Origin of the sequence: Pseudovibrio sp. W64 (assembly GCF_001623145.1) — a bacterium.
GTDB lineage: Bacteria > Pseudomonadota > Alphaproteobacteria > Rhizobiales > Stappiaceae > Pseudovibrio.
On record NZ_LMCI01000002.1, the window covers coordinates 219,915 to 241,728 of the forward strand.

Below are 21,814 nucleotides of genomic sequence, written 5' to 3' on the forward strand. Positions count from 1 at the left end.
CCATTTGGAGGTACCTTAGAACCAATCTCCCAATTTTGCCTGAACAACGGCCAAAGCCGCTACGGCAGCTGTGTCTGCTCTTAAAATCCGTGGGCCAAGCGGGATAGCATGTACAAATGGTTTGCTATGCAAAAGCGCTCGCTCTTCCTCGGAGAAACCGCCTTCCGGGCCGATTAATACGGCCAGAGGTCCTTTAGGAACATCTTTCAGTACATCCAACGGATTGTGCATCCCATGGCCTTCGTCACAGAAGATAATCTGACGATCCCCTTCCTCTTGCTCCCACGTAGAAAGAAGTTTCTTAAGTTGCTGCGGCTCCATTACGGAGGGGATTGAAAGCACGCCGCACTGTTCACAGGCTTCAAGCGCATTGGATTCCATGCGCTCCATCTTCACCTTTGGGTTTTGGGTGAACTGGGTGAGCACCGGGCGTAAGCGCCCTGCTCCCATCTCCACGGCCTTTTGAACCATGTAATCCAGACGCGCCAGTTTCAGCGGTGCAAACAGATAGTCCAAGTCTGGCATTGGTGTCTGCTCACGCAGCTGCTCAGTCACAATCAACTGACAGGACTTACGCCCAGTCGGCAGTATCTGAGCCCGCCACTCTCCATGCTTGCCGTTGAAGACGAGCACGTCGCCTCCCTCCTTCATGCGAAGGACATTCAGAAGGTAGTTGGCCTGTGCGCGGTCTGCCTCCAATTGAAGGCCTGCGCGGAGATCTTGATCGACAAATAAGCGTTGCATGCGAAACTCATAGCGGGACATGGGGGCACCATATGCCAAGCACACGGCAGATACCACTTTGCGCTTAAAGATTTGCTGGTGAGAACTCAATGTCTCAACAGGTCGAAGCGCTTCTCACGGTTCCCCTTTGCAATTGTCGCGGGCTACACTAAGAGAGAATGGTTTACTTTTTGCCGCATATGAAAGAAGTCTGACATTGTCTGAACGCTCCAACATTGCTGAATATACCGTCTCCGAGATCTCCGGTGATATCAAACGCGAGCTTGAGGACAAGTTTGGTTATATTCGTGTACGGGGCGAGTTGGGCCGTGTGAGCAAACCAGCTTCAGGGCATATCTATCTGGATGTAAAAGACGATAAGTCCGTGCTTTCCGGCATTATCTGGCGTGGCAATGCTTCACGGCTCAAGGTGCAGCCAGAGCAAGGCCTTGAAGTTATTGCGACGGGTAAAATCACCACCTTTCCCGGGCAATCCAAGTACCAGATGGTGATTGATAGCCTTGAACCAGCCGGCGCTGGAGCGCTGATGGCACTGCTGGAAGAGCGCAAGCGCAAACTGGCGGCAGAAGGTTTGTTTGCAGAAGAGCGCAAGGTTGCCTTACCACGTATGCCACGTGTGATTGGCGTTGTTACGTCCCCAACTGGCGCGGTTATTCACGACATCCTGCACCGCATCAGCGACCGCTTTCCTTTGCATGTTTTGGTTTGGCCAGTTCGCGTTCAGGGTGAGAGTTGCGGCTCCGAAGTTGCAGCTGGTATTCGCGGTTTTAACGCACTTGAGGCCAACGGAGCGATCCCACGCCCTGATGTTCTGATCGTTGCGCGTGGTGGTGGCTCGATTGAAGACCTCTGGGGCTTTAATGACGAAGCTGTGGTTCGTGCGGCAGCAGACTCCCAAATTCCACTGATTTCAGCTGTTGGTCACGAGACAGACTGGACACTGATTGATTTGGCCGCCGATGTGCGTGCACCAACACCAACTGGTGCAGCTGAGTTTGCAGTTCCGGTAAAGGCTGAGATGACCGCCCAAGTGGACGATTTATCTCGTCGTCTCTCAACGGGCCTGTTGCGCTTGATCCAAACACGCCGGACAGAACTACGGGCAGCAAGTGCCGCGCTTCCAGCCCCACGAGACCTTCTTGCTCTTCCACGCCAGCGCTTTGATATGGTGGCAGGCCGTCTAGAACACGGCCTTAAGATGAACACGCAAATCCACCGGAACTCTCTGACAGCAGTTTCTTCCGGATTGCGCCCAATCACGCTTGAGCGTCAGGTTGCGCAAGGACGAGAACGCCTTCAGGTGCTGAAAGGTCGAGCTGTTGCAGCGTTTTCTAACCAGGTACAACGACAGCGTTTACGTCTCACCAACTCTGCCGGACTTTTAGGATCGCTAAGTTATGTGCGGGTGATCGAGCGCGGGTACGCAGTGGTGCGTGATGAGGCTGGTGTTCCACTGGCTAGCGCACAGGATGTTCAGGCAGGGCAAGCCCTGAAGCTTGAGATGAAGGGTGGTACTGTTGGAGCTGTGGCCGATGGAGGTGGTGTAACACCAACACCGCCACGAGCAGTAAGGCCAGTGTCAAAACCTGTCGTTGAGGCTACTGCGGAGCCGACTTCTCCTCCAAAGAACTTGGAAGAGCATGTGGCTCAGACGAAAGCAAAGCAGGCTAAGCCTCCTCCAAGAAAGAAGAAAAGTGTGGTTGATCCAGACGCACAAGGCGATTTGTTTTAGAAGTGATCACGGAGGAGTACCCTCTATATCCTCATTATTGCGTAATTAAGAGATCAGGACTATATTGAGGAAGAGAAAGGGAGCTACTGCCCCCTTTCCCGATGGCTTATTTTAGAATTGCACGGAACCAGAGGACCAGTCTGTTCCGTGCTTTTTCTATTTTGAACTTAAGTTCAAGCTTCATCCATCTACCACCTCCTTCACCAGGCATTGCTACGATCGGAGTGCCTAATCTCTCCGATTGCGTGGACTGGCTCACGCTGCTGCTTTGCAAAGGAGATGGGTTTCTGGATGCTATCGAGCCTTGGAAGAAATCACTATCCGAGAGACTAAGGGGTATGTGTGGCCCAAGCGAGATAAAAGCAGATCAGGCGGAGACACTCGATAATTCAACAGGCTCTTTAAGTAAGGCAAGATGGAAGCTTCCGTTTTGCTTGAAACCGATAGCCTCATAAGCTTTTGCTGCCGCTGGATTATCGGTGAACAGAACCGACCTCTTTACACCTTGTTTCTTCACAAGATCCAGTGTGAGTGCAACAGCAGCTCTGGCATATCCATTGTTGCGATGTTCAGGTGGTGTCCAGACAGGACCGACTTGCACGATTTCTGCGAGGGTTGCATTAAATCCGCTCAGCGCAACTGGTTGCCCTCTATCCAGCAAGACCCATGCATTGCCGCTTTTTTGCATTTCCATTACGCGATTTGTGATGTGTTTGTCATGCTCTTCGCTGGCTTCACCGTCAAAGGCTTCCAGCTCATACGCTTTTAGCCAATTGAACAGTAATGACGCATCGGCTTCTGATGTTGCAATCAGACTGAACTGATCGCTAATTGCTTCCTCAGAGAGTTGCAGGTCCTCCAAGGCCAGTTGATAGAGGCCTTCACTGCGGTTGGTATTGTAGGCATTTGCAGGAAAGTTCAGTTTGTTCAACACAAAACTGGCTTGCTCACCATCACCAACCATTCCGGCAACCGGGCGATTAACAACTTCACGGAAGTGCGAACTGAGAGTTTCCAGAGCGTTCAAGTCAGGTGCCTGAGACATCAAGTTACCGTTCCAGAACTGTGCCAAAACACCCTTTAACTCGTCAACTTCATCGTAAGCCCCCCAATACTCTCCCGAATAGAGCTCGCCCGTATATTCAAGGCCAGTTTGTTCGATGTTGTTGAGCAGGAACATTGAGCTGTAGACGTGTTTCATCAAGAACGACCAGACTACCTCTTGATGTTGATTGGATAATTTTTTGATTTTCATGGCAATGCTCTTTGTTGGAAACCACAGAGTATGGCGCAATAAAAAACCCCGGTCCACCGACCGGGGTTTCTCATTATCTCAATTGATCATCTATTTTACATCAAGGATGGCAAGAAGGTGATGATTGCCGGGAAGGCCACCAAGACAGCTACGGTCACCACATCCGCTACAAAGAACGGTGTCGCACCGCGGAAGACTTCCTGAACCGGAATGTCTGGACGCACACCGGAGACCACGAAACAGTTCAAGCCAATGGGCGGTGTAATCAGGCAGAGCTCGGCCATCTTCACAACAATGATGCCAAACCAGATTGCACAGGCTGCACCGGACATGCCGAGTGTACTTTCTGCCGCGCTGACATCGAGACCACCATTCAGTGCCATGATCGCTGGGAAGACCACTGGAAGAGTGAGAACCAGCATACCGATTGCATCCATGAACATGCCAAGCACAGCATACCCAAGCAGAATGCAAACAATGATCATCATTGGTGGATAATCGAGTGCAACAATGAACTCACGGAATGCATCCGGAAGGCCTGCAAAGCCGAGGAAACGGACATAGACGAGTACGCCCCAGATGAGCGTGAAGATCATCACTGTCAGCTTCGCCGTTTCGTGAAGAGCCAGGAAAAGCTGCTTGGTACGCATGCCTTTGTAAAACGCAGCCAGTAGCACCACGAACGCGCCACATGCACCCGCTTCTGTTGGTGTTGCAAAGCCGAAATAGAGGCTGCTGAAGATGATCAAGATCACGCCAATGATAGGGAACGTGCCGGGTACAGATTCAAAGCGCTCTTTCCAGCTGTAGCCACCGATTGCAGGTGCTCCGCCCTGCCATGCGGCGATGACATAAATGATGGCTGCATATATGAGAACGGAAACAACACCGGGCAAGAAACCTGCCATGAGGAGTTTACCAACGCTCTCTTCCACCAAAATGGCGTAGATCACGAGGATCGCACTTGGCGGGATAAGCGAGGCCAGTGTTCCACCAGCCGCAACCACTGCGGCAGAAAGGCGTTTGGAGTAGCCTGCTTCCAACATTTCCGGGATAGCGACACGGGCGAACACGGCAGAGGTTGCTGTCGATGCACCTGATACAGCTGCAAAACCTGCTGTGGCGAAAACGGTGCCGATTGCCAAGCCACCTGGAAGCCAACCTAGCCAGCGTTTTGAGGCTTCAAACAGCTGCTTTGTAAGGCCAGCGTAATAGGCCAGAAAGCCGATCAGGATGAAGGTGGGCAAAACGGACAGTGCATAGGTTACAGATTTGGAATGCGGGATCGTGCCAGCCATTTTTGCAGCAGTCATCACCCCGCGTTCAAAACCGAGGCGCATGGAAAAGATTGCAACCATGCCCATAATGCCAACGAATGCTGCCGCGAAGGCAACGCGTACACCAATGATGACGAGGAGCAAGAGCATCCCGGTCATGATGAGACCGATATCAAACGGGGTCATGATGCACCTCCATGGGCAGGTGTTCTCATTTCAGGCCCCTCTTCTCCGTTTTCGGCGGAATGGAATGTCTCCTCAATCTCAGCTTTTGCATGCTGAGCAGCATCCATCACGTGTGGCAAATCCAGAACTGAGGCTGACGGATTGATGATCAGGCGGGAGTAGCCAAACAGCTGAAGAACGAGGCGAAGCCACAACAAAGACAATGCAAGTGGAACAATAAACTTGGACGGCCAGGTCGGGATGGAAATATCCATCGTGCTGTCCCCAAACGTCCATGCACGATCAAAGTGCAGGAAGGAGCCATACATCAACACCGATACAACGAGGAGGATTGCCAGCACACCGAGGAACTCTGCAATCCACTGAGTACGACCTCTGAAGACGCCGATTACCAACTCCATACGGATATGGCCGCCAACACGCTGACAATAAGCGATGCCCATGAACGCAAACACAGCCATGGCTTGCTCTGTAATATCAATAAAACCGGGTACGGGCTGGTTGAACAAGTTGCGTCCAGCGACCTGCACGACAGCCAGCAACATCAAGACGAGGATGGATGTTGCTGCAATGAGGTTGAACAGGTTTTCGATTTTCCCCAACACGCCGTTAAAGCGGAGATAGGCCATATCCGACTTGGGATATGCGGGGCCGTTTGATTTGGACATGTTATCAGCCCGATTTTAAGAGAAATGTTGTGCCCTGCTCTGAGCGAGTACATTCGAGCAGGCCCTTAAATAATCCTCCGATGTGCAGCGCCATCGGAATAAAAAAGGCGCACCAAACAGGGTGCGCCTTTTTATAGGTAATTACTTACCTGCAATTGTGTTTTGTACGAGCGTGAGAAGTTCTGCTGCTGGAAGACCCTTTGCAGACATGTCTTCAACCCACTTGTCCCAGATAGGCTTGCCGGCAACAGCCTTGAAACCTTCAAGCTCTTCTTCGGTAAAGGAGATTTGCTTTACACCGTTTGCTTCCAGAGCTGGATAGAACTTGTCGTAGACCTTTGCGTAGGTGTCCAGGTAGTGCTGAACTGCAGGAGCTACGCTTTCATCCAGTGCCTTTTGGAATTCAGGTGACAGCATATCGTAGGCGTCTGTGCTGACGACAACCGGACAACTCACAGTGCCTGGGTTCAGGTTGTTGGTCCACCAGCTGCCAGCTTCAACCGTTTTGAATGACAGATGAGCGTGAGGCGCGAAAGCAACGGCCTGCACGGTCCCAGAATCAATCGCCTGATACGCTTCAGAAGCTGTCACAGTTGTTGGAACAGCGCCGATGGTCTTCATCGCATTACCAACGCCGCCAAGAGCACGCACACGCATGCCTTCAAAGTCAGCTAGCTTTGCAGGTGCATCGCCTTTACCCAACAAGTTATACTGAGGCATTGGTGATGGCATCAGCAGCTTTGCATTCCAACGGCCCAGATCTTTTTGAACTGCAGGGTGATTGTAGAGCGCAAAATCCACCTTAACCTGAGTTTCCAGATCGGGCACGCCGAGGAATGGCAGATCGGTCGTGGTCAGAGTCGGGTTTTTATCTGCATGGTAAGATGCACAGAACTGTGCCATCTCGAACGCACCGATGGAGATGCCATCAAGGTTTTCGCGAGATTTGGACAGTGCTCCACCGTAATGCAGCTTGATTTCAAATTTGCCGTTGGTACGTGCAGCCACTTCTTCAGACAGCTTTTCAACGTGCTCAGTAAATGCACGGCGTTTGCCCCACAACGAGACATTCCAGGTCACATCTGCAGCCAAAGCTTCGCCCACAAACGCAGAGCCCATTGTTGCTGCGAGTGCAGCGGTCGCAACCTTAAGATTTTTCATTTATAAACTCCCGAAAATAAAATGGCCGTCCTTGCAATAGGCGCAAATTCAGCCCCTCCCTGAATTCCGTCAGATATAGAAATATCACAATTTTCTCAGTAATAAACCTTAGTAATTCGAAGATTTAATGACTATTCACATGCCCCTAGGTTCATTCGTTCAAAATATCTTTGCAGGGTGCAAGTGTATAAAAACTCTGCTTTTATTCAGCCAATCAGTTCTTCTTTGCCTAAAGTATAAAGACTTTAAGTATACCTATTTGGGGCGAAACTGGGCTACCTTACTCTCCCTTACTTATAATAATAGTGAAACTGCATTATTTTTCAAAACCTTATCCCAATGATTAAGGTTGACAAGGATCAAAGCAGCTATTGCAATGCTGACCTAATATTTCAGGTGAGGGACAACCTCCCGTACCGCTAAGAAATAGAGGGCAAGGAGACAAGGCTTATGGCAATCAAGGACATTCTCACCATTACAGACCTGAATGGCGATCAAACAGCATCTAAGGTTGCTGTTGAATTTGCCCGTCAGGCAGGCGCACATGCAACGGGGCTTGCGCTGGCATTTGAGCCAATCGTACCAGGTTTCCTGGCTGCACCAATGCCAACCGATTATTTGCAGGTTGCTAAAAATCAGGCCATCGATGCTGCAAAGACTTCTACCGAGAAGTTCAAAGGCTATGCAGAACTCGCTGGCATCTCTACTGAAACCCGTGTGGAAGAGATCGTCACTGGCGGCAGCCTTGAATCCATCATGGGTCATTGCCGCTTGAGCGACATGGTTGTGGTTGGTCAGGACAATCCTGAAGCACCAGAGCCAATGCGCGAAATGCTGATCGAAGGTCTGCTGTTTGAATCTGGAGTGCCAACACTGATCGTTCCATTCATCTCCAAAGGTGACTTCCAGACGAAGAAAGTTGTTTTGGCATGGGATGGCAGCGCAACAGCAGCACGTGCAGTGCACGCAGCGCTTCCAATTCTGGAAATGGCAGAGCATGTTACAATCGTGATCGTGAATAAAGGTCTGCCTCTCGAAGGTGAGCCAGGTTCCGACATTGCAACGTACCTTGCCCGCCACGATCTGGAGATCAATGTTGATGTGATCAACAACCCACCAATCGCTGTTGGTGATGCGCTTCTCAACTATGTCTCAGAAAATGGAACAGATCTGCTTGTTATGGGTGGTTACGGTCACAGCCGCATGCGTGAGTACCTCATTGGTGGAGCGACCCGTGACATTCTGCATTCCATGACTATTCCAGTTCTGATGGCTCACTAACTTAGTCGGGAGATGCCCCATTTTGTCTCCCGATCCTTGCCCATTTTAAGAGGGAGAGAGGTGTCGCTTTGCTGTCGCACCTCTCTTCTATTTTGAAGATCAAGCGCCCATCAATTCCATCGTGAAGGGCATTGGTTTAAATTGAATACCTCTGTAACAGCGCCTAAAACTCAACAGAGTTTGACGGGAAATGCACTATGACGATCTGCAATCTAGAAGGTTTGACCTCTCCACGTTCCATTGCCATTGTTGGCCCGAACAGCAAGCAGGAGGTGGTCCTGCAGCGTCTCATAGACAGCCTTGTCGGTTGCGGTTTTTCTGGTCCCAGGGCGTTTGTTGGTTTGCCCAACACTTCGGCGGACGGATTTAGGAGCGTCGCTTCTATTCCAGAAGTGGAGGGCAAAGCAGATCTTGCCATTTTGCTGGGGGACCACACCACAGCAGCAGATGACATCAAGCTTCTTGGAGAGCAAGGCACGCGCGCAGTGGTTATTCCCGCGAGTGGTTTTGACAGCTGGCGCGATGAGCACCTTGATGCTCTTTTGAAAGCAGCACATCCGTACAATATTCGAATTCTCGGCCCGGGTAGTCTGGGGATCGCTTCCCCGCATTCCAAGCTCTCGACACTCCTGACGAGTGAGCAAGCTTTGAAGGGGGAACTGGCACTAATTTCCCGTTCCGGCACCATCTTCAACACTACATTGTCTTGGGCCAAAGCCAACTCCATCGGGTTCTCTGGTGTTGTTTCTCTTGGTCGCCGTTTGGATGTGGATGTCTCCGACTTGCTGGACTGGTACGCGCAGGATTATCGGACCAAAGCGATCCTTGTTCACCTTGAGACCATTGCAAACCCGCGCAAGTTCATGTCAGCAGCCCGTGCCGCAGCCCGGTCCAAACCAGTGATCGTTATCCGCAGTGGTGCTAGTCGTGACCAGCATATTTCCGGTACGGCTCATTCCAGCCGCCTGGCAACCCGCGACTCTGTTTATGATGCTGCATTGCAACGTGCTGGTGTGCTTCGTGTTTACGACCTTGATGAGATGTTTGAGGCTGCGGAAACCGTCACTCGCGTTGCACCATCGGCAGGGCGTCGCCTTTCTATCATCGCGAATGGTCGTAGTCTGGCAACGCTGGCTGCTGACCGTCTTGCGAAGGTTGGCGGCAAGCTGGCGCCAATCAGTGATGAGACCAAAGAGAAGCTCTGCTCTTTGGTCCGGACTGACGCGCGGGCGGACAATCCGATGGTCTTGCCTGAAGCCGCTAGCCCTGAGGAGTTCAAAGAGGGTATCAGTGCTCTCTTGAAAGATCCGAATTCCGACGGTGTATTGGCCATTGCTGCGCCAACCGCTTTTGAAGACTTTTCTGAGGTCGCTAAAGCATTTGCTGAGGCCGGTAAGGAAGACCGCAAACGGCTTGGCAAACATCAAGCCTTTGTGACCACACTGGCTGGCGGGGCCAATATTCCGCGAAAGGTTCTGGATGAAGCGCGTGTGCCTTGCTATCCAAGCCCGTCTGGTGCAATCCGCTCCTTTATGCATCTGGTTCGATACAAGGAAGCGAAGGATCATCTTTCCGCTGTGCCGGACAGCCTGCCCAGCGATTACAAGCCCAATCTGCGACTGGCGAAAGAAACAATCCGAGTTGCGCTGGAGAACGGCCAGAAGTGGCTTACACCTTTGCAAACGCGAGAACTCTTGCGGGCTTATTCAGTCAATCAAGTAGAGTTGCATCTGGTCAAAACCGTTGAGGAAGCTGCCAAGGTTGCTGAGGTTTTGTTCGATAAACATGATCAGCTTGTTCTTAAAGTCAGCAGCCCTGATTTGACCTTCAAGTCTGATGTTGGCGGCGTGCATCTTGGCGTTGACAGCGTTGCTGGTGTGAAAGCAACTTTTGAGAAGATCCTTGGCAATGTGAAACACTCCTACCCACATGCTGATATTACCGGTGTTGAGATCCAGCCAATGGTGACGCGCAGGTTTGGGCTAGAGACCTATGCTGGCCTCGCGGATGATCCGATGTTTGGCCCTGTGGTCGTATTTGGCAAAGGCGGCACCTCCGTTGAGGTGGTTGGTGACCGGGCGATTGATCTGGTGCCTATTGACCTTAACCTCGCCAAGGCAATGATTTCCCGCACCAGCACAGCCAAATTGTTGAAGGGGTTCCGTAATCGACCATCTGCTAATGTTGCAGAGGTGGAACATCTGCTGGTGAAGCTCTCCCAGATTGCCGTTGATTTCCCGGAAGTGCGAGAGCTGGATCTGAATCCGGTAGTGGTGGATGAAAATGGCATCGTGGTGCTTGATGCGCGTGTCGCAATCAGTGCTCCAGATAAACGGCCTGGACGGCAAGGCGCATCTCGCCTGTCTATCGTGCCCTACCCTGTTGAATGGGAACACACACATAAGCTGAAGGACGGTAAGACGATCCTGATCCGGCCAATACGACCTGAAGACCAAGGCAAGTTGAAAAACTTCTTTGAGAAGGTTTCGGTTGAAGACTTGCGGCTAAGGTTCTTTGCTCCCGTCAAAGAGTTTTCGCATACGTTTCTAGCTCGGCTCGTGCAGCTGGACTACGCGCGGGCCATGGCATTTTCAGCTATTGATCCTGAAACGGGCGATATTCTGGGAGTGGTTCGACTGCATGCAAACCCGGACCATACTGAGGGTGAGTATGCGGTGATGGTTCAGTCCAACCTTAAAGGCATGGGTCTTGGTTGGGTTCTGATGAAGTTGATTATTCGTTATGCGAAGGTGGACGGCATCCAGACCGTCAAAGGTGAAGTTTTACGCGAGAACACCACCATGCTGGATATGTGCCGTAGCCTGGGGTTCCGCGTGAAGCGCTCTCCTGATGACGATGCGCTTGCTGATGTTGTTCTGGACGTCACAACCCTTGATCGGGAGACGATGAGCTAAGCCATCGCCTCCGCAATATTTCGCTTAACTCGTCGCCATAGAGGCTTCGCGGATCTGTGACAGCGAACGGATTGGCGTGATCGCTTCTGGGTCCAGATGCAGATGCAACAGAGCTGGCTTGCCACTTGCTTTTGCTGCTTCAAAGGCGGGACCAAACTCATCAGCCGTTTTCACCGTGCTTGAGTGGAAGCCATAGGCTTTTGCAACATCAGCGAAGTTTGGATTGTGCAGTGTGGTGGCGCTGATACGGCCCGGATACTCGCGTTCCTGATGCATGCGGATCGTGCCGTAGATACCGTTGTCGACAACAACTACAATAATGTTTGCACCCTCCTGCGCCGCTGTTCCCAGTTCCTGAATGGTCATCTGCAGGCATCCGTCCCCTGCAAAGCAAACCACATTGCGCTCAGGGAACTTGAGCTTGGCCGCGACAGCTGCTGGCAAGCCGTAGCCCATGGAGCCGGAGGTTGGAGCCAGCTGTGTGTTGTATTTACGGAAGCGATGGAAGCGATGCACCCATGTTGCGTAATTGCCTGCGCCATTGGTGAAGATGGTGGTGTCATCGAGGTTGTTCTCAATCCACTCCATCACCTCAGCCATTTGTAGGTCACCCGTCACCGTTGGGCGAGCACCTGACCATGCCAGATAATCCGCATGCGCTTCTTCAACCTGAGCTTTCCAGCCAGCTTGCTGCTTTACGTCCAATTCTGCCAGAGCTTCGCAGAAGCCTGCAGGGCTGGCGTTGATGCCCAGCGTTGGCAGGTACATACGACCAAGTTCTTCTGCACCCTGATGGATGTGAACGACCTTTTGCACTGGGACTGGGATATTCAGCATGGAGTAGGACTGGCTTGGCATCTCGGAGAGAATATCGCCGAGCAGGACAATAAGATCCGAGTTCTCGATGCGTGCTTTGAGTTTCGGGTTGATGCCAATGCCAACATCACCAGCGTAGCAAGCATGGCCGTTGTCAAACAGCATTTGGCGACGGAACGATACACCAACCGGCAAACCAGTCTTTTCAGCAAACGCCTTAAAGGTGTCGCAAGTCTCTTCTGACCAGCGGGAGCCACCCAGAATGAAGAAGGGGCGTACTGCACCTTCCAGCAGCTCTTGGAACTCTTCCATCTGATGATTGGACGGATAAGTTTCAATTGGGCGCATAGCCGGAACACGTTGTGCTTCTGCCAGTTCGATCAGCATATCTTCTGGCAGAGCCAAAACGACGGGACCGGGACGGCCTGATGTTGCGACATGGTAAGCGCGAGAGACCATTTCCGGGATGCGGTCAGCCTGATCAATCTCAGCCACCCACTTAGCGATGCTGCCAAACATCTGACGGTAGTTGACTTCCTGAAAGGCGTCACGCTCGCGCATATCGCGGGCAATCTGGCCAACAAACAGGATCATCGGTGTGGAATCCTGCTGCGCAATGTGCACGCCGGCAGATGCGTTGGTTGCGCCCGGGCCGCGTGTCACCATGCAGATGCCTGGCTTGCCGGTCATTTTACCCCAAGCTTCTGCCATCATGGCCGCGCCGCCTTCCTGACGGCACAGGGTGATTGGAACGGAAGCATCATAAAGTGCGTCCAGAACAGCAAGATAGCTCTCACCCGGCACACAGAAGACACGCTCGGCGCCCTGATCTTCCAGCGCATCCACGATTAACTGACCACCGGTCCGCATTGTCTGGCTCATCCCTCACTCCAGTCTTAATTCGATTGAGGCGAAGATACGCGGATTATGCTCTCGTGAAAATCTGCAGTATTTCTCTTTATTATTCCCGGATGGAATGAACTGGGCAAATCGCGATGTAAATGATGAAGCCTGCATGACAGATTGAGTGGTTTATTGAGTTACCCTTGTTTTTCACTGCAAGGCAAAGTCTCTCGCCCTAGAATAAGTCCTAAGCCCGATTGATAGATTGGCAATTGCAGCCTGAAGGTGCACAACATCTCCAGGTATTTTGCTTTTGCGTAGTTTCGATGGATGGACCCATGACCGCCGCCAGTTTTGACGTGGATACTCTGACCCAAAGCGACATCATCAGCTTTTTCACCTCTCCGGAGGCGCACCGGGGGCAAGAGGTCAAGCGCATCGACACGCATGCGAATATTGCCTTTCTGGTTGGAAATGATGCCTACAAGATGAAGCGGGATGTGAAGTTTCCGTTCCTTGACTATTCTACGCTAGAGAAGCGGAAAACAGCCTGTGAAGCCGAGATCAAGCTCAACAGTCAGTATGCTCCGCAGATTTACCGCAGCACCCTGCCCATCACGTTGGAGCGGGATGGCTCTTTGGAGCTCGCCGGTCATGGCGCTGTCGTTGAATGGGTGGTCCATATGAACCGCTTTAACGAGCACCTCGGGCTGGACAGAGTTGCTGAGGAAAAGGGTATCAGCAGAGAGCTGGCGGTAGACTTAGCGAAACTGATGGTAGACGCCCATAGCCGGACAACACAGCGGGAAGCCCAGCCGTGGATAGATGATCTGCTCAATTACACCAACCAAAACCTTGAGGCATTTCAGGAGTTCCCGCAGTTCTTTCCCAGTGACCAAGTGTTGGCGCTGGACGAAGCCGCCCGCAAAGAGCACGAGCATATCGAGGGCATGATCCGGGACCGCGGCGAGTTGGGGCTCGTGCGTCTAAATCATGGCGATGCTCACCTTGCCAATATAGTGATGCATGACGGGAAACCGCTTCTGTTTGATGCGGTTGAGTTTGATGATGCAATCGCGACGGGAGATGTTCTTTATGATCTCGCTTTTTTGCTCCTAGACCTATGTGAACGGAAAGAGCCTGAAGCAGCTAATGTGGTGCTCAATACCTATCTCCAGTTGGCGCGACAGCCAAAGCATCTGGAAGACCTCCGCGTATTAAGGTTCTACCTGATGATGCGAGCTGCGATCCGCGCCAAGATCGGGGCAGCGGCGTCATTGCACCAAGAGGGTGAAACACGGCGGAAGACCGAGTATCAGGCACAAGAGTATTTTAAGGTTTGCCGGAGAGCACTTGAGCCAACTCCGCCCGTGCTTTGTGTGATTGGTGGCCTTTCCGGCACTGGTAAAACCACACTCGCTCAAGGACTAGCACCTTTACTGGGACGCATGCCAGGGGCCATACATCTGCGCACAGATGTTTTGCGTAAGGAGATGCTGGATCTCGGTGAGGTCGAAACCGCTGGCAAGGAAACGTACACGCCAGAGTTTTCAGCCAAGGTCTACGCTGAGTTGCTGGATCGGGCTGAAGTGGTGCTGGCAGCCGGGCACTCCGTCATTATCGATGGGGTTTATAGCAAGCCGGCAGAAAGAGACTCGGTTGAGCAACTTGCCGTAAAGACAGGTGCAGAATTTCAGGGGATCTGGCTGGAGGCTGACGTTGAGACGCTTATCAACCGTGTTGATGCGCGACACGGCGACGCATCAGATGCAGACTCTAAGGTGGTGCGGATGCAGCAAAGTTACGACCTGGGCGAGATTCACTGGGTTAGGCTGGATAGCGCTAAATCCAAAGAAGCTGTTTTAGAACAAGCACGTAGAGTGACAGGGCTGTCTCAGTTACAGTAGTATTCCATTTTTTATAATAATTCCAAAGTGATAGCAGTACTCTATAACGCAACAATGTTCCTTTTTTGTTTGATTCCCGTCATTGCAAGTCATTCGCAGTTGCAGTTTTATGTCTTCAAGAAATAAGATTTTTGGAGACGTTGATGTCTTTGCTAGCCAGAGAAACATTCGAGCAAGCACCCCACAAAGAAGTCTTCGCACCTTATCGCGAAACATTCGTTCCACCTGTACAGGCTATGCCGCTGACAGAAGCACGTGCAGGTGTTGAGCTGAAGGTTGTTCGCCTTGGACGCAACCGGGCAGATGCCCTGAAGCTGCGTTCTCTTGGTTTGACCAGTGATCGTCCGCTTTCCATTTTTGAAGGCAGCGGATCACGGGCACGTATCCTTTCTATCGGCTCTCAGCGCGTGGCTGTTGGTGTTGACTTGGCTGACACTATTCTGGTGGAAGAGGTTAGCCAATGAGCTGCCACGACACTGGCTCTTGCCGCTGTGAAGACAAACCCCAAGTCCATTTGCTTGGAACTGCCAACTCCGGCAAATCCAGCCTGTTTAACAAGCTGACTGGCCGCAGTCAGGTTATCGGCAACTGGCCGGGTGTTACTGTTGACCGCAAGACTGGCATTTGTGAAACGCAGACCACCGCACTGGCACTGCTGGACTTGCCCGGCGTTGCAACGCTTTCCTCTCCTGAAGATGACCGCATTGACGAACGCATTACCCGTCAGGCGCTTTTGTCTGATCGCCCGGCTGCACTGGCCGTTGTGCTTGATCCGATTGCGCTGGAGCGTTCTCTCGCTATTTTGTTGCAAGCACTCGCATTTGATGTGCCGATTGTAGCGGTGATGACCAAAGCAGATTTGTGGCCTGCCGGAGTTTTGCAGGCTGCTGCGGATCGCCTCTCAGCTGCGCTTGCTATGCCGGTGATCGCAACTTCCGTGCACGATGAGCATTCTCTGGCTGGTTTGCGTGATGAATTGTCAACTGCTGTTCGCTCACCAGATGTCCCCTCCCGTTTGCTGACAGATCCGTTTGATCTGATTGAGCCTGTCAAAGAACTCGCAGATGAGATCGCCAGACTGGCTCCGGCCTTGTCAGATCAATCCATGCCATTGGCGCATCGATTGATGGAAGGAGACAAGCTGGCGCGTGAGATGGTGCCTGCTGCTGTGCTGAAGAAGGCTCAAGCCGTTTCCAATAGATGTGAGCTTCGCCTGCAAGACCCAACTGAGTTGGTGATGGCGACGAGTTACTTCAATCGGGCTTATTCCCTCGCGCAACTGATGGAACTGCCTGAGCCACAGGATGTGCGCAGCTTCTCAGATAAGATTGACCGCTTTGTGCTTTCCAAGTGGGCTGGCCCGTTTGTGTTCCTTGGCGCGATGTATGCGATGTTCTTCATCGCGATTAATGTTTCCTCCTACTTCATCGATCTGTTTGATGGATTGGGAGATGCCTTGTTTATTCAGGCACCCCTGAGCCTGCTTTATGCAGTTGGGCTTGAGGGCGGTGCACTGGAAATGCTGATCACAGCGCTTGGCGGAGGTTTACAGACTGTCGGTACGTTCGCCCCTATCGTCGGTTTGCTTTTCCTCTGTCAGATTTTCCTTGAACAGAGCGGTTACATGGCTCGTGCAGCGGTGGTTGCAGATGGCTTGATGCGCCGGATCGGACTGCCCGGTCGTGCCTTTCTGCCGCTTATTCTGGGCTTTGGTTGTACTGTGCCCGCTGTTGTGGCGACCCGTACGCTGGAGACGGAACGCGAGCGAGTGGTGACATCCATGATGGCGCCGTTCATGTCCTGCGGCGCACGCCTGCCAGTGTATGCATTGTTTGCAGCGGCGTTCTTCCCGGTCAACGGCCAGAACATTGTGTTTGCGCTTTATCTGCTTGGCGTTGGCGTGGCTATCTTTACAGGCTGGGCGCTGTCCAATTCCTTCTACAAAGGGCAATCCACCAGCCTTGCTATTGAGCTGCCGACCTACCAGATGCCGCAGTTTGCCCAGGTGATGAAGCTGGTCTGGACGCGCCTGAAGATCTTCCTGTTTGGCGCTGGTAAGATTATTGTCACGGTGGTGGCTGTTCTGACTATTTTGAACTCCGTTGATTTTGAAGGAAACGTTGGCAACGAGGCCAATGGCAACTCTGTTTTGGCTGTTGTTTCCAAACAAGTGACACCAATCTTCGCTCCTATGGGCCTGAGTGAAGATGACTGGCCTGCCACGGTTGGTCTGGTCACTGGCATCTTTGCGAAAGAAGCCGTGGTTGGTACCTTGCAGACGCTTTACGTCACCACTGATGAAGAAGGTGGGGCTCCTGCGCCGCTGGAGACTGCACAAGAGGCCATCAATATCTTCACGACCAGCATTGTGGATCTGACCTCGCAGATGCTTGATCCACTTGGCATCGATATTGGTGATACCTCCAGCTATAACGTGGCTGCTGAAGAGCAAGAGGTTGAGGTGGGCCTGTTCACCGCACTTGCGGCGCACTTTGACGGAAAAGTAGGCGCATTTGCCTACATGATTGCAGTCCTGCTTTACATTCCATGCACTGCAGCTTTGGCCACGATCTGGCGAGAGGTTGGGCGCAACTGGGCTCTGTTTGCGGCAGGCTGGACCACTTTACTGGCCTACTCCGGCGCTTCTCTGGCTTATCAGATTGGCACCTTCGCTCGCCACCCAACATCTTCTGCGCTCTGGATCATTGGGCTGCTGGCTGCAATTGTCAGTGTGTTGGTCTTCATGCGCCAGAAAGCAGAGAGCACCATTGCGCATCAGGCAGCACTGGAGGCCGCAGAATAAAATGTTGCAGCAGATCGAAGGTGTTTTGGCAAAGCGTGGCGGTGCCACTGTTGGCGAGATCGCTCAGGATATGAACATCTCAAGTGACTTTGCCATGGCGATGGTCTCCCAACTCAAAGCATTGGGGCGCATTGAGGAAGTGGGATGCTCTTCAAGCTCCACCTCCAGTAGCTGTGCAAGCTCCTGTGGGGGATGCAGCTTTGCACCGACGGTTCAGTATCAGCTCAAACAATAAGCTCTGCTTAAGCAAATAAACACAAACAGGAGAGTAAAGACCCGTTCTTTGCTCTCCTGTTTTGCATTTGGCCTATACCCTCAACTTTCTGGTGAGAAAGCGCGCTCTAGCCTTTCCTGCAAAAAGGAGGGCTCAATGGCCTACACGCACTCACAAGATGAACTTAGTTTCAAAGATGCCATCATCTCATGCCTGAAGAACTACTTTAACTTTTATGGTCGTGCATCACGCGCTGAATACTGGTGGTGGTTTTTGTTCAATGCGCTTGTCATCACCGCAGCTGTTCTTTTTGATATTTTGGTTGTGAGTGGTCTTATTTTGGGCATCTCAGAGCTTCAGCAATCATCAGGTACTTCTGGAACTGCAGTGGCAGTCGGTATGTTCCTGCCCAACATCCTCACAATGATTGTTACGCTTTTTCTGTTGTTACCAACACTAACGGTAGCCGTTCGTCGTCTTCACGATGTTGATCGTTCCGGCTTCTGGGTGTTCATTACGGTGATCCCGTTTTTTGGGGCATTGCTTCTATTGTACTGGCATCTGCTTCCTTCAAGGCAAACCGTTAACGCCAATTACGAGTAAACACTCAAACTCAGCTAAGGCAAAAAGTACGCACGCAAAACAGGAGCACAGACCTCAGTTCTTTGCTCTCTGGCACATCGTTAGACAGCCAACCTCGACGTTCTGGTCAGCATGTGCGGTCTAACGTCCCTACAAAAACTTGGAGAGTAGCGTGGTTAGTTTTCAAAGCGCCATCAGAACCTGTTTCAAGAAGTATGTGCAGTTCACTGGGCGTGCGCCTCGCTCCGAGTTTTGGTGGTGGGTACTTTTCGTGCTCATAGTGATGATCGCAGCTCACCTTATCGATAACTTTGTGATCGCCCCTATTCTGGGATTGCCCACGGGGAGTGTGCAGGATGGTGCTCCGTTAAGCTCCATCTTGAACATCGCATTCTTCTTGCCTAATCTGGCCGTGGCTGTGCGGCGACTGCATGACATCAATCGATCCGGCTTCTGGCTGCTCATCGCTTTCATACCGATTCTAGGCGGTTTGCTGCTGCTCTACTGGTTTGTGCAGCCATCATTCCATAGCAAAACGAAATATTAGAATTAGAATTAATACAAACTGGATAGTGCTGTGTCGGATCGGGCATAAGCAGAAATTATGCGACACTTTGCATAGCGCATAGCTCCCAATGCAACTCACTTTCTCAAGGAAACGGTTACTACAGCAAAGACAAGTGCCCTATCTTTTGGGGTGCACTGGTCATGGATCGCGGAAAAAACATAATTATTAATAGTGTTCCGCTAGGTAAATCCATGATTTAAAATCAGCACATCCCATCGACAGGTGGTCACATGGACAGTTTAGCAGTTGATCTGGCTCGATTCCAATTTGCTTTTACAATCGCGTTCCATATCATTTTCCCTGCCTTTACTATAGGTTTGGCGAGTTTTCTTGCCGTGCTTGAAGGCTTATGGCTATGGACAGGTCGCGATGTATACTTGCGTGTCTTCAAGTTCTGGATCGTAATCTTTGCACTATCTTTTGCCATGGGTGTCGTTTCCGGCATCGTCATGGCGTATCAATTTGGCACCAACTGGTCTGCTTTTGCAGACAAAACCGGATCGGTCATTGGGCCGCTCATGGGGTATGAGGTGCTCACGGCCTTCTTCCTGGAAGCAGGTTTCCTCGGCATTATGCTGTTTGGTATGAACCGCGTGGGCAAGAAGTTGCACTTCTTTGCCACCGTGGTTGTTGCCATTGGCACCGCCCTTTCCGCTTTCTGGATCCTTTCCGTCAACAGCTGGATGCAGACACCAGCAGGCTACGCCATGAATGACGTGGGTCAGTTTGTGCCTGCGGATTGGTGGGCGATTATCTTCAACCCCTCCTTCCCCTACCGGCTCGTGCACATGGTGCTGGCAGCTTACCTGACCACAGCCTTCGTGGTTGGTGCCGTGGGTGCCTATCATCTGTTGAAGAACCGTTTTAATGCAGCGGCGCAGGTGATGTTCTCCATGGCCATGTGGATGATGATTGTGGTCACGCCAATCCAGATGCTTGCGGGAGACTATCACGGCCTCAACACTCTGGAGCATCAGCCTGCCAAGGTTGCTGCTATGGAGGGGCACTTTGATTCCCAAGGCCCTGCCCCGCTCATCCTCTTTGGATGGCCGGATGTGGAAGCTGGAGAAACAAAGTACAAGATTGAGGTCCCTTATCTTTCCAGCATTATTCTGACCCACAGCCTCGATGGTGTTGTCCCTGGTTTGAATGAGTTTCCACGGGAAGACTGGCCACCGGCAGCGATCGTGTTTGTGTCATTCCGCATCATGGTTGGTATTGGTGTCTTGATGTTGCTGGTTGGCGTATGGGGGCTTTGGTCTCGCATGCGTGGCCGGCTTTATGAGAGTGAATGGCTTCAGCGAGCTTCCATCGTTATGGGGCCAGCTGGTTTCGTCGCTGTCATCGCGGGCTGGACGACAACGGAAGTTGGTCGCCAACCTTACACGGTTTACGGGTTGCTCAAGACGTCAGAATCCGTTTCACCCGTTGAAGCACCCGCCGTCTGGGCCTCGCTGGTCATCTTTGTAGCGGTATACTGTATCGTCTTTGGCGTTGGTATCTTCTACATCTTCCGGTCCATGGCGAAGTCTCCGGATGCGAGCCAGGGCGTTGAGGAAGGCGTACCTGTCAGAACCGCAGGCATCACTCCTGCACAGGCGCTTCAACCACATGAGGGAGATCGTTCTCATGATTCTTGATTATCCACTCATTTGGGGTTTTCTCATTGCAGTCGCGATCTTCGCCTATGTGATTTTGGATGGCTTTGATCTTGGCATCGGGATCTTGTATCCGACCACCAAAGACGCTGATGAACGCACATTGATGATGAACAGTGTTGCTCCTGTTTGGGATGGCAATGAGACCTGGCTCGTCCTTGGTGGCGGTGGTTTGTTTGCCGTGTTCCCGCTGGCCTACTCGGTCATTATGCCTGCGGTCTACGCACCGATTATTGGCATGTTGATCGGGTTGATCTTCAGAGGCGTTGCCTTTGAGTTCCGCTTCAAGTCATCTGTTGAGCGCAGGCCGTTCTGGGATATATCCTTCTTTGCAGGGTCTATCGTTGCTGCGTTCTGTCAGGGACTGGTGCTTGGCACGCTTGTGCAAGGCATTGAGGTGGTTGACCGCACCTATGCCGGCGGCTGGTGGGACTGGCTGACACCATTTTCTGTCATGACCGGTTTTGCCGTGATCTCCGGCTACGCCTTGCTTGGCGCTACATGGCTGGTGATGAAGCTGGAGGGTGTGCCGCAAGCGCATTTCCGCCGCGTTTCGAAGTACGCCGCTCTTATCCTGATTGGCTTCCTTCTGCTGGTCAGCATGTGGATGCCGTTCATCAATGAGAGCATTATGGAGAAGTGGTTCAGCTTCCCGTATCTGCTTTACACATTCCCGGTTCCACTTCTTGTAGCAGTCACCACGCTGGTGCTGTGGCGGGCTTTGATGAGCGATGCGGATTACACACCGTTCCTCGCATCACTGGTGATCTTCCTGCTGACTTATGTGGGACTTGGGATCAACATCTTCCCCTATGTGGTGCCAAATGTTTACACCCTCTGGGAAGCTGCTGCGCCTGACAGCAGTCTTAAGTTCCTGCTTGTGGGAGCGGTCATCCTCATCCCGATGATCCTCGCTTATACGGCCTACGCGTACTACGTGTTCCGCGGCAAGATCAAATCAACGGAAGGGTATCACTAATGAGCCTCGATAAAACCGGCGAAATTGACCAACCTTTATGGAAGCGGTTGCTTTGGTTTGCAGCCCTTTGGGTGGCAGGCGTTGCCTCCATCGCAGTGGTCTCTTACGCCTTAAGAAGTCTGATTATTTAACAGACCCAGCAAAAAATAAGGGCGTGCTATCCCCATAGCACGCCCTTCTCCCAATGAACCGCTTGCGGTTCCTCCTCCGCTACGGCTCGAAACT

18 protein-coding genes are annotated in these 21,814 nt (G+C 52.0%); 12 read left to right on the top strand and 6 right to left on the bottom strand.

Features of this window, described 5'->3' with window-relative positions; all coding sequences use genetic code 11:
* Positions 1-15 precede the first annotated feature (15 nt).
* Complete coding sequence (locus PsW64_RS01830; RefSeq protein WP_082830985.1) at positions 16-744, bottom strand: 16S rRNA (uracil(1498)-N(3))-methyltransferase; 729 nt, start codon at positions 742-744, stop codon at positions 16-18.
* Positions 745-940: 196 nt separating this feature from the next.
* Between PsW64_RS01830 and xseA the strand changes: the two genes are divergently transcribed.
* Positions 941-2,476 (top strand): exodeoxyribonuclease VII large subunit, encoded by a 1,536-nt coding sequence (gene xseA, locus PsW64_RS01835; RefSeq protein WP_063302497.1) that lies wholly within the window; start codon positions 941-943, stop codon positions 2,474-2,476.
* A 367-nt stretch (positions 2,477-2,843) separates the two neighbouring features.
* Here xseA and PsW64_RS01840 read toward each other — a convergent pair whose 3' ends face one another.
* The 4 genes from PsW64_RS01840 to PsW64_RS01855 form a co-directional block, all read right to left on the bottom strand.
* A complete protein-coding gene (locus PsW64_RS01840; RefSeq protein WP_063302556.1) occupies positions 2,844-3,731 on the bottom strand; it encodes a GNAT family N-acetyltransferase in 888 nt (295 codons plus the stop codon).
* 95 nt (positions 3,732-3,826) lie between these two features.
* Entirely contained in the window at positions 3,827-5,194 is a 1,368-nt protein-coding gene (locus PsW64_RS01845) for a TRAP transporter large permease (protein WP_057463773.1), read from the bottom strand.
* A complete protein-coding gene (locus PsW64_RS01850) occupies positions 5,191-5,862 on the bottom strand; it encodes a TRAP transporter small permease subunit (protein WP_063302498.1) in 672 nt (223 codons plus the stop codon). The genes PsW64_RS01845 and PsW64_RS01850 overlap by 4 nt, the downstream gene beginning before the upstream one ends.
* Positions 5,863-6,003: 141 nt before the next feature.
* Positions 6,004-7,023: a C4-dicarboxylate TRAP transporter substrate-binding protein gene (locus PsW64_RS01855; protein WP_063302499.1), complete on the bottom strand. Its 1,020-nt coding sequence runs from the start codon at positions 7,021-7,023 to the stop codon at positions 6,004-6,006.
* A 450-nt stretch (positions 7,024-7,473) separates the two neighbouring features.
* Here PsW64_RS01855 and PsW64_RS01860 point away from each other — a divergent pair, with 450 nt between their 5' ends.
* Both PsW64_RS01860 and PsW64_RS01865 read left to right on the top strand, forming a co-directional pair.
* Positions 7,474-8,304 carry a universal stress protein gene (locus PsW64_RS01860; RefSeq protein WP_063302500.1) on the top strand — a complete coding sequence of 277 codons (831 nt, stop codon included), beginning with the start codon at positions 7,474-7,476 and terminating at the stop codon, positions 8,302-8,304.
* 197 nt (positions 8,305-8,501) lie between these two features.
* A complete protein-coding gene (locus tag PsW64_RS01865; RefSeq protein WP_063293671.1) occupies positions 8,502-11,219 on the top strand; it encodes a bifunctional acetate--CoA ligase family protein/GNAT family N-acetyltransferase in 2,718 nt (905 codons plus the stop codon).
* A 24-nt stretch (positions 11,220-11,243) separates the two neighbouring features.
* Here the strand turns inward: PsW64_RS01865 and PsW64_RS01870 are convergent, their stop codons facing one another.
* Positions 11,244-12,917 carry a thiamine pyrophosphate-binding protein gene (locus PsW64_RS01870; RefSeq protein WP_063302501.1) on the bottom strand — a complete coding sequence of 558 codons (1,674 nt, stop codon included), beginning with the start codon at positions 12,915-12,917 and terminating at the stop codon, positions 11,244-11,246.
* A 299-nt stretch (positions 12,918-13,216) separates the two neighbouring features.
* Between PsW64_RS01870 and PsW64_RS01875 the strand changes: the two genes are divergently transcribed.
* The 9 genes from PsW64_RS01875 to PsW64_RS27305 all read left to right on the top strand — a co-directional run bounded on the left by PsW64_RS01875 (position 13,217) and on the right by PsW64_RS27305 (position 21,720).
* Positions 13,217-14,785 carry a bifunctional aminoglycoside phosphotransferase/ATP-binding protein gene (locus PsW64_RS01875; RefSeq protein WP_208980510.1) on the top strand — a complete coding sequence of 523 codons (1,569 nt, stop codon included), beginning with the start codon at positions 13,217-13,219 and terminating at the stop codon, positions 14,783-14,785.
* Between the two features lie 143 nt (positions 14,786-14,928).
* Positions 14,929-15,249 (top strand): FeoA family protein, encoded by a 321-nt coding sequence (locus tag PsW64_RS01880; protein ID WP_057463780.1) that lies wholly within the window; start codon positions 14,929-14,931, stop codon positions 15,247-15,249.
* Entirely contained in the window at positions 15,246-17,588 is a 2,343-nt protein-coding gene (gene feoB, locus PsW64_RS01885) for a ferrous iron transport protein B (RefSeq protein WP_057463781.1), read from the top strand. Before PsW64_RS01880 ends, feoB begins: the two co-directional genes overlap by 4 nt.
* Before the next feature lies 1 nt (position 17,589).
* On the top strand, positions 17,590-17,823 hold the full coding sequence (locus PsW64_RS01890) for a FeoC-like transcriptional regulator (protein ID WP_063302502.1): 234 nt from the start codon (positions 17,590-17,592) through the stop codon (positions 17,821-17,823).
* Between the two features lie 135 nt (positions 17,824-17,958).
* Positions 17,959-18,405, top strand: coding sequence for a DUF805 domain-containing protein (locus PsW64_RS01895; RefSeq protein ID WP_208980511.1), 447 nt, complete (start codon positions 17,959-17,961; stop codon positions 18,403-18,405).
* Positions 18,406-18,556: 151 nt separating this feature from the next.
* A complete protein-coding gene (locus tag PsW64_RS01900) occupies positions 18,557-18,931 on the top strand; it encodes a DUF805 domain-containing protein (protein ID WP_063287109.1) in 375 nt (124 codons plus the stop codon).
* A gap of 251 nt (positions 18,932-19,182) precedes the next feature.
* A complete protein-coding gene (locus PsW64_RS01905; RefSeq protein ID WP_082830981.1) occupies positions 19,183-20,592 on the top strand; it encodes a cytochrome ubiquinol oxidase subunit I in 1,410 nt (469 codons plus the stop codon).
* Positions 20,582-21,589 (top strand): cytochrome d ubiquinol oxidase subunit II, encoded by a 1,008-nt coding sequence (gene cydB, locus PsW64_RS01910; RefSeq protein ID WP_063287108.1) that lies wholly within the window; start codon positions 20,582-20,584, stop codon positions 21,587-21,589. Before PsW64_RS01905 ends, cydB begins: the two co-directional genes overlap by 11 nt.
* Positions 21,589-21,720 (top strand): DUF2474 family protein, encoded by a 132-nt coding sequence (locus PsW64_RS27305; RefSeq protein ID WP_152986720.1) that lies wholly within the window; start codon positions 21,589-21,591, stop codon positions 21,718-21,720. Before cydB ends, PsW64_RS27305 begins: the two co-directional genes overlap by 1 nt.
* The last annotated feature ends 94 nt before the right edge of the window (positions 21,721-21,814 follow it).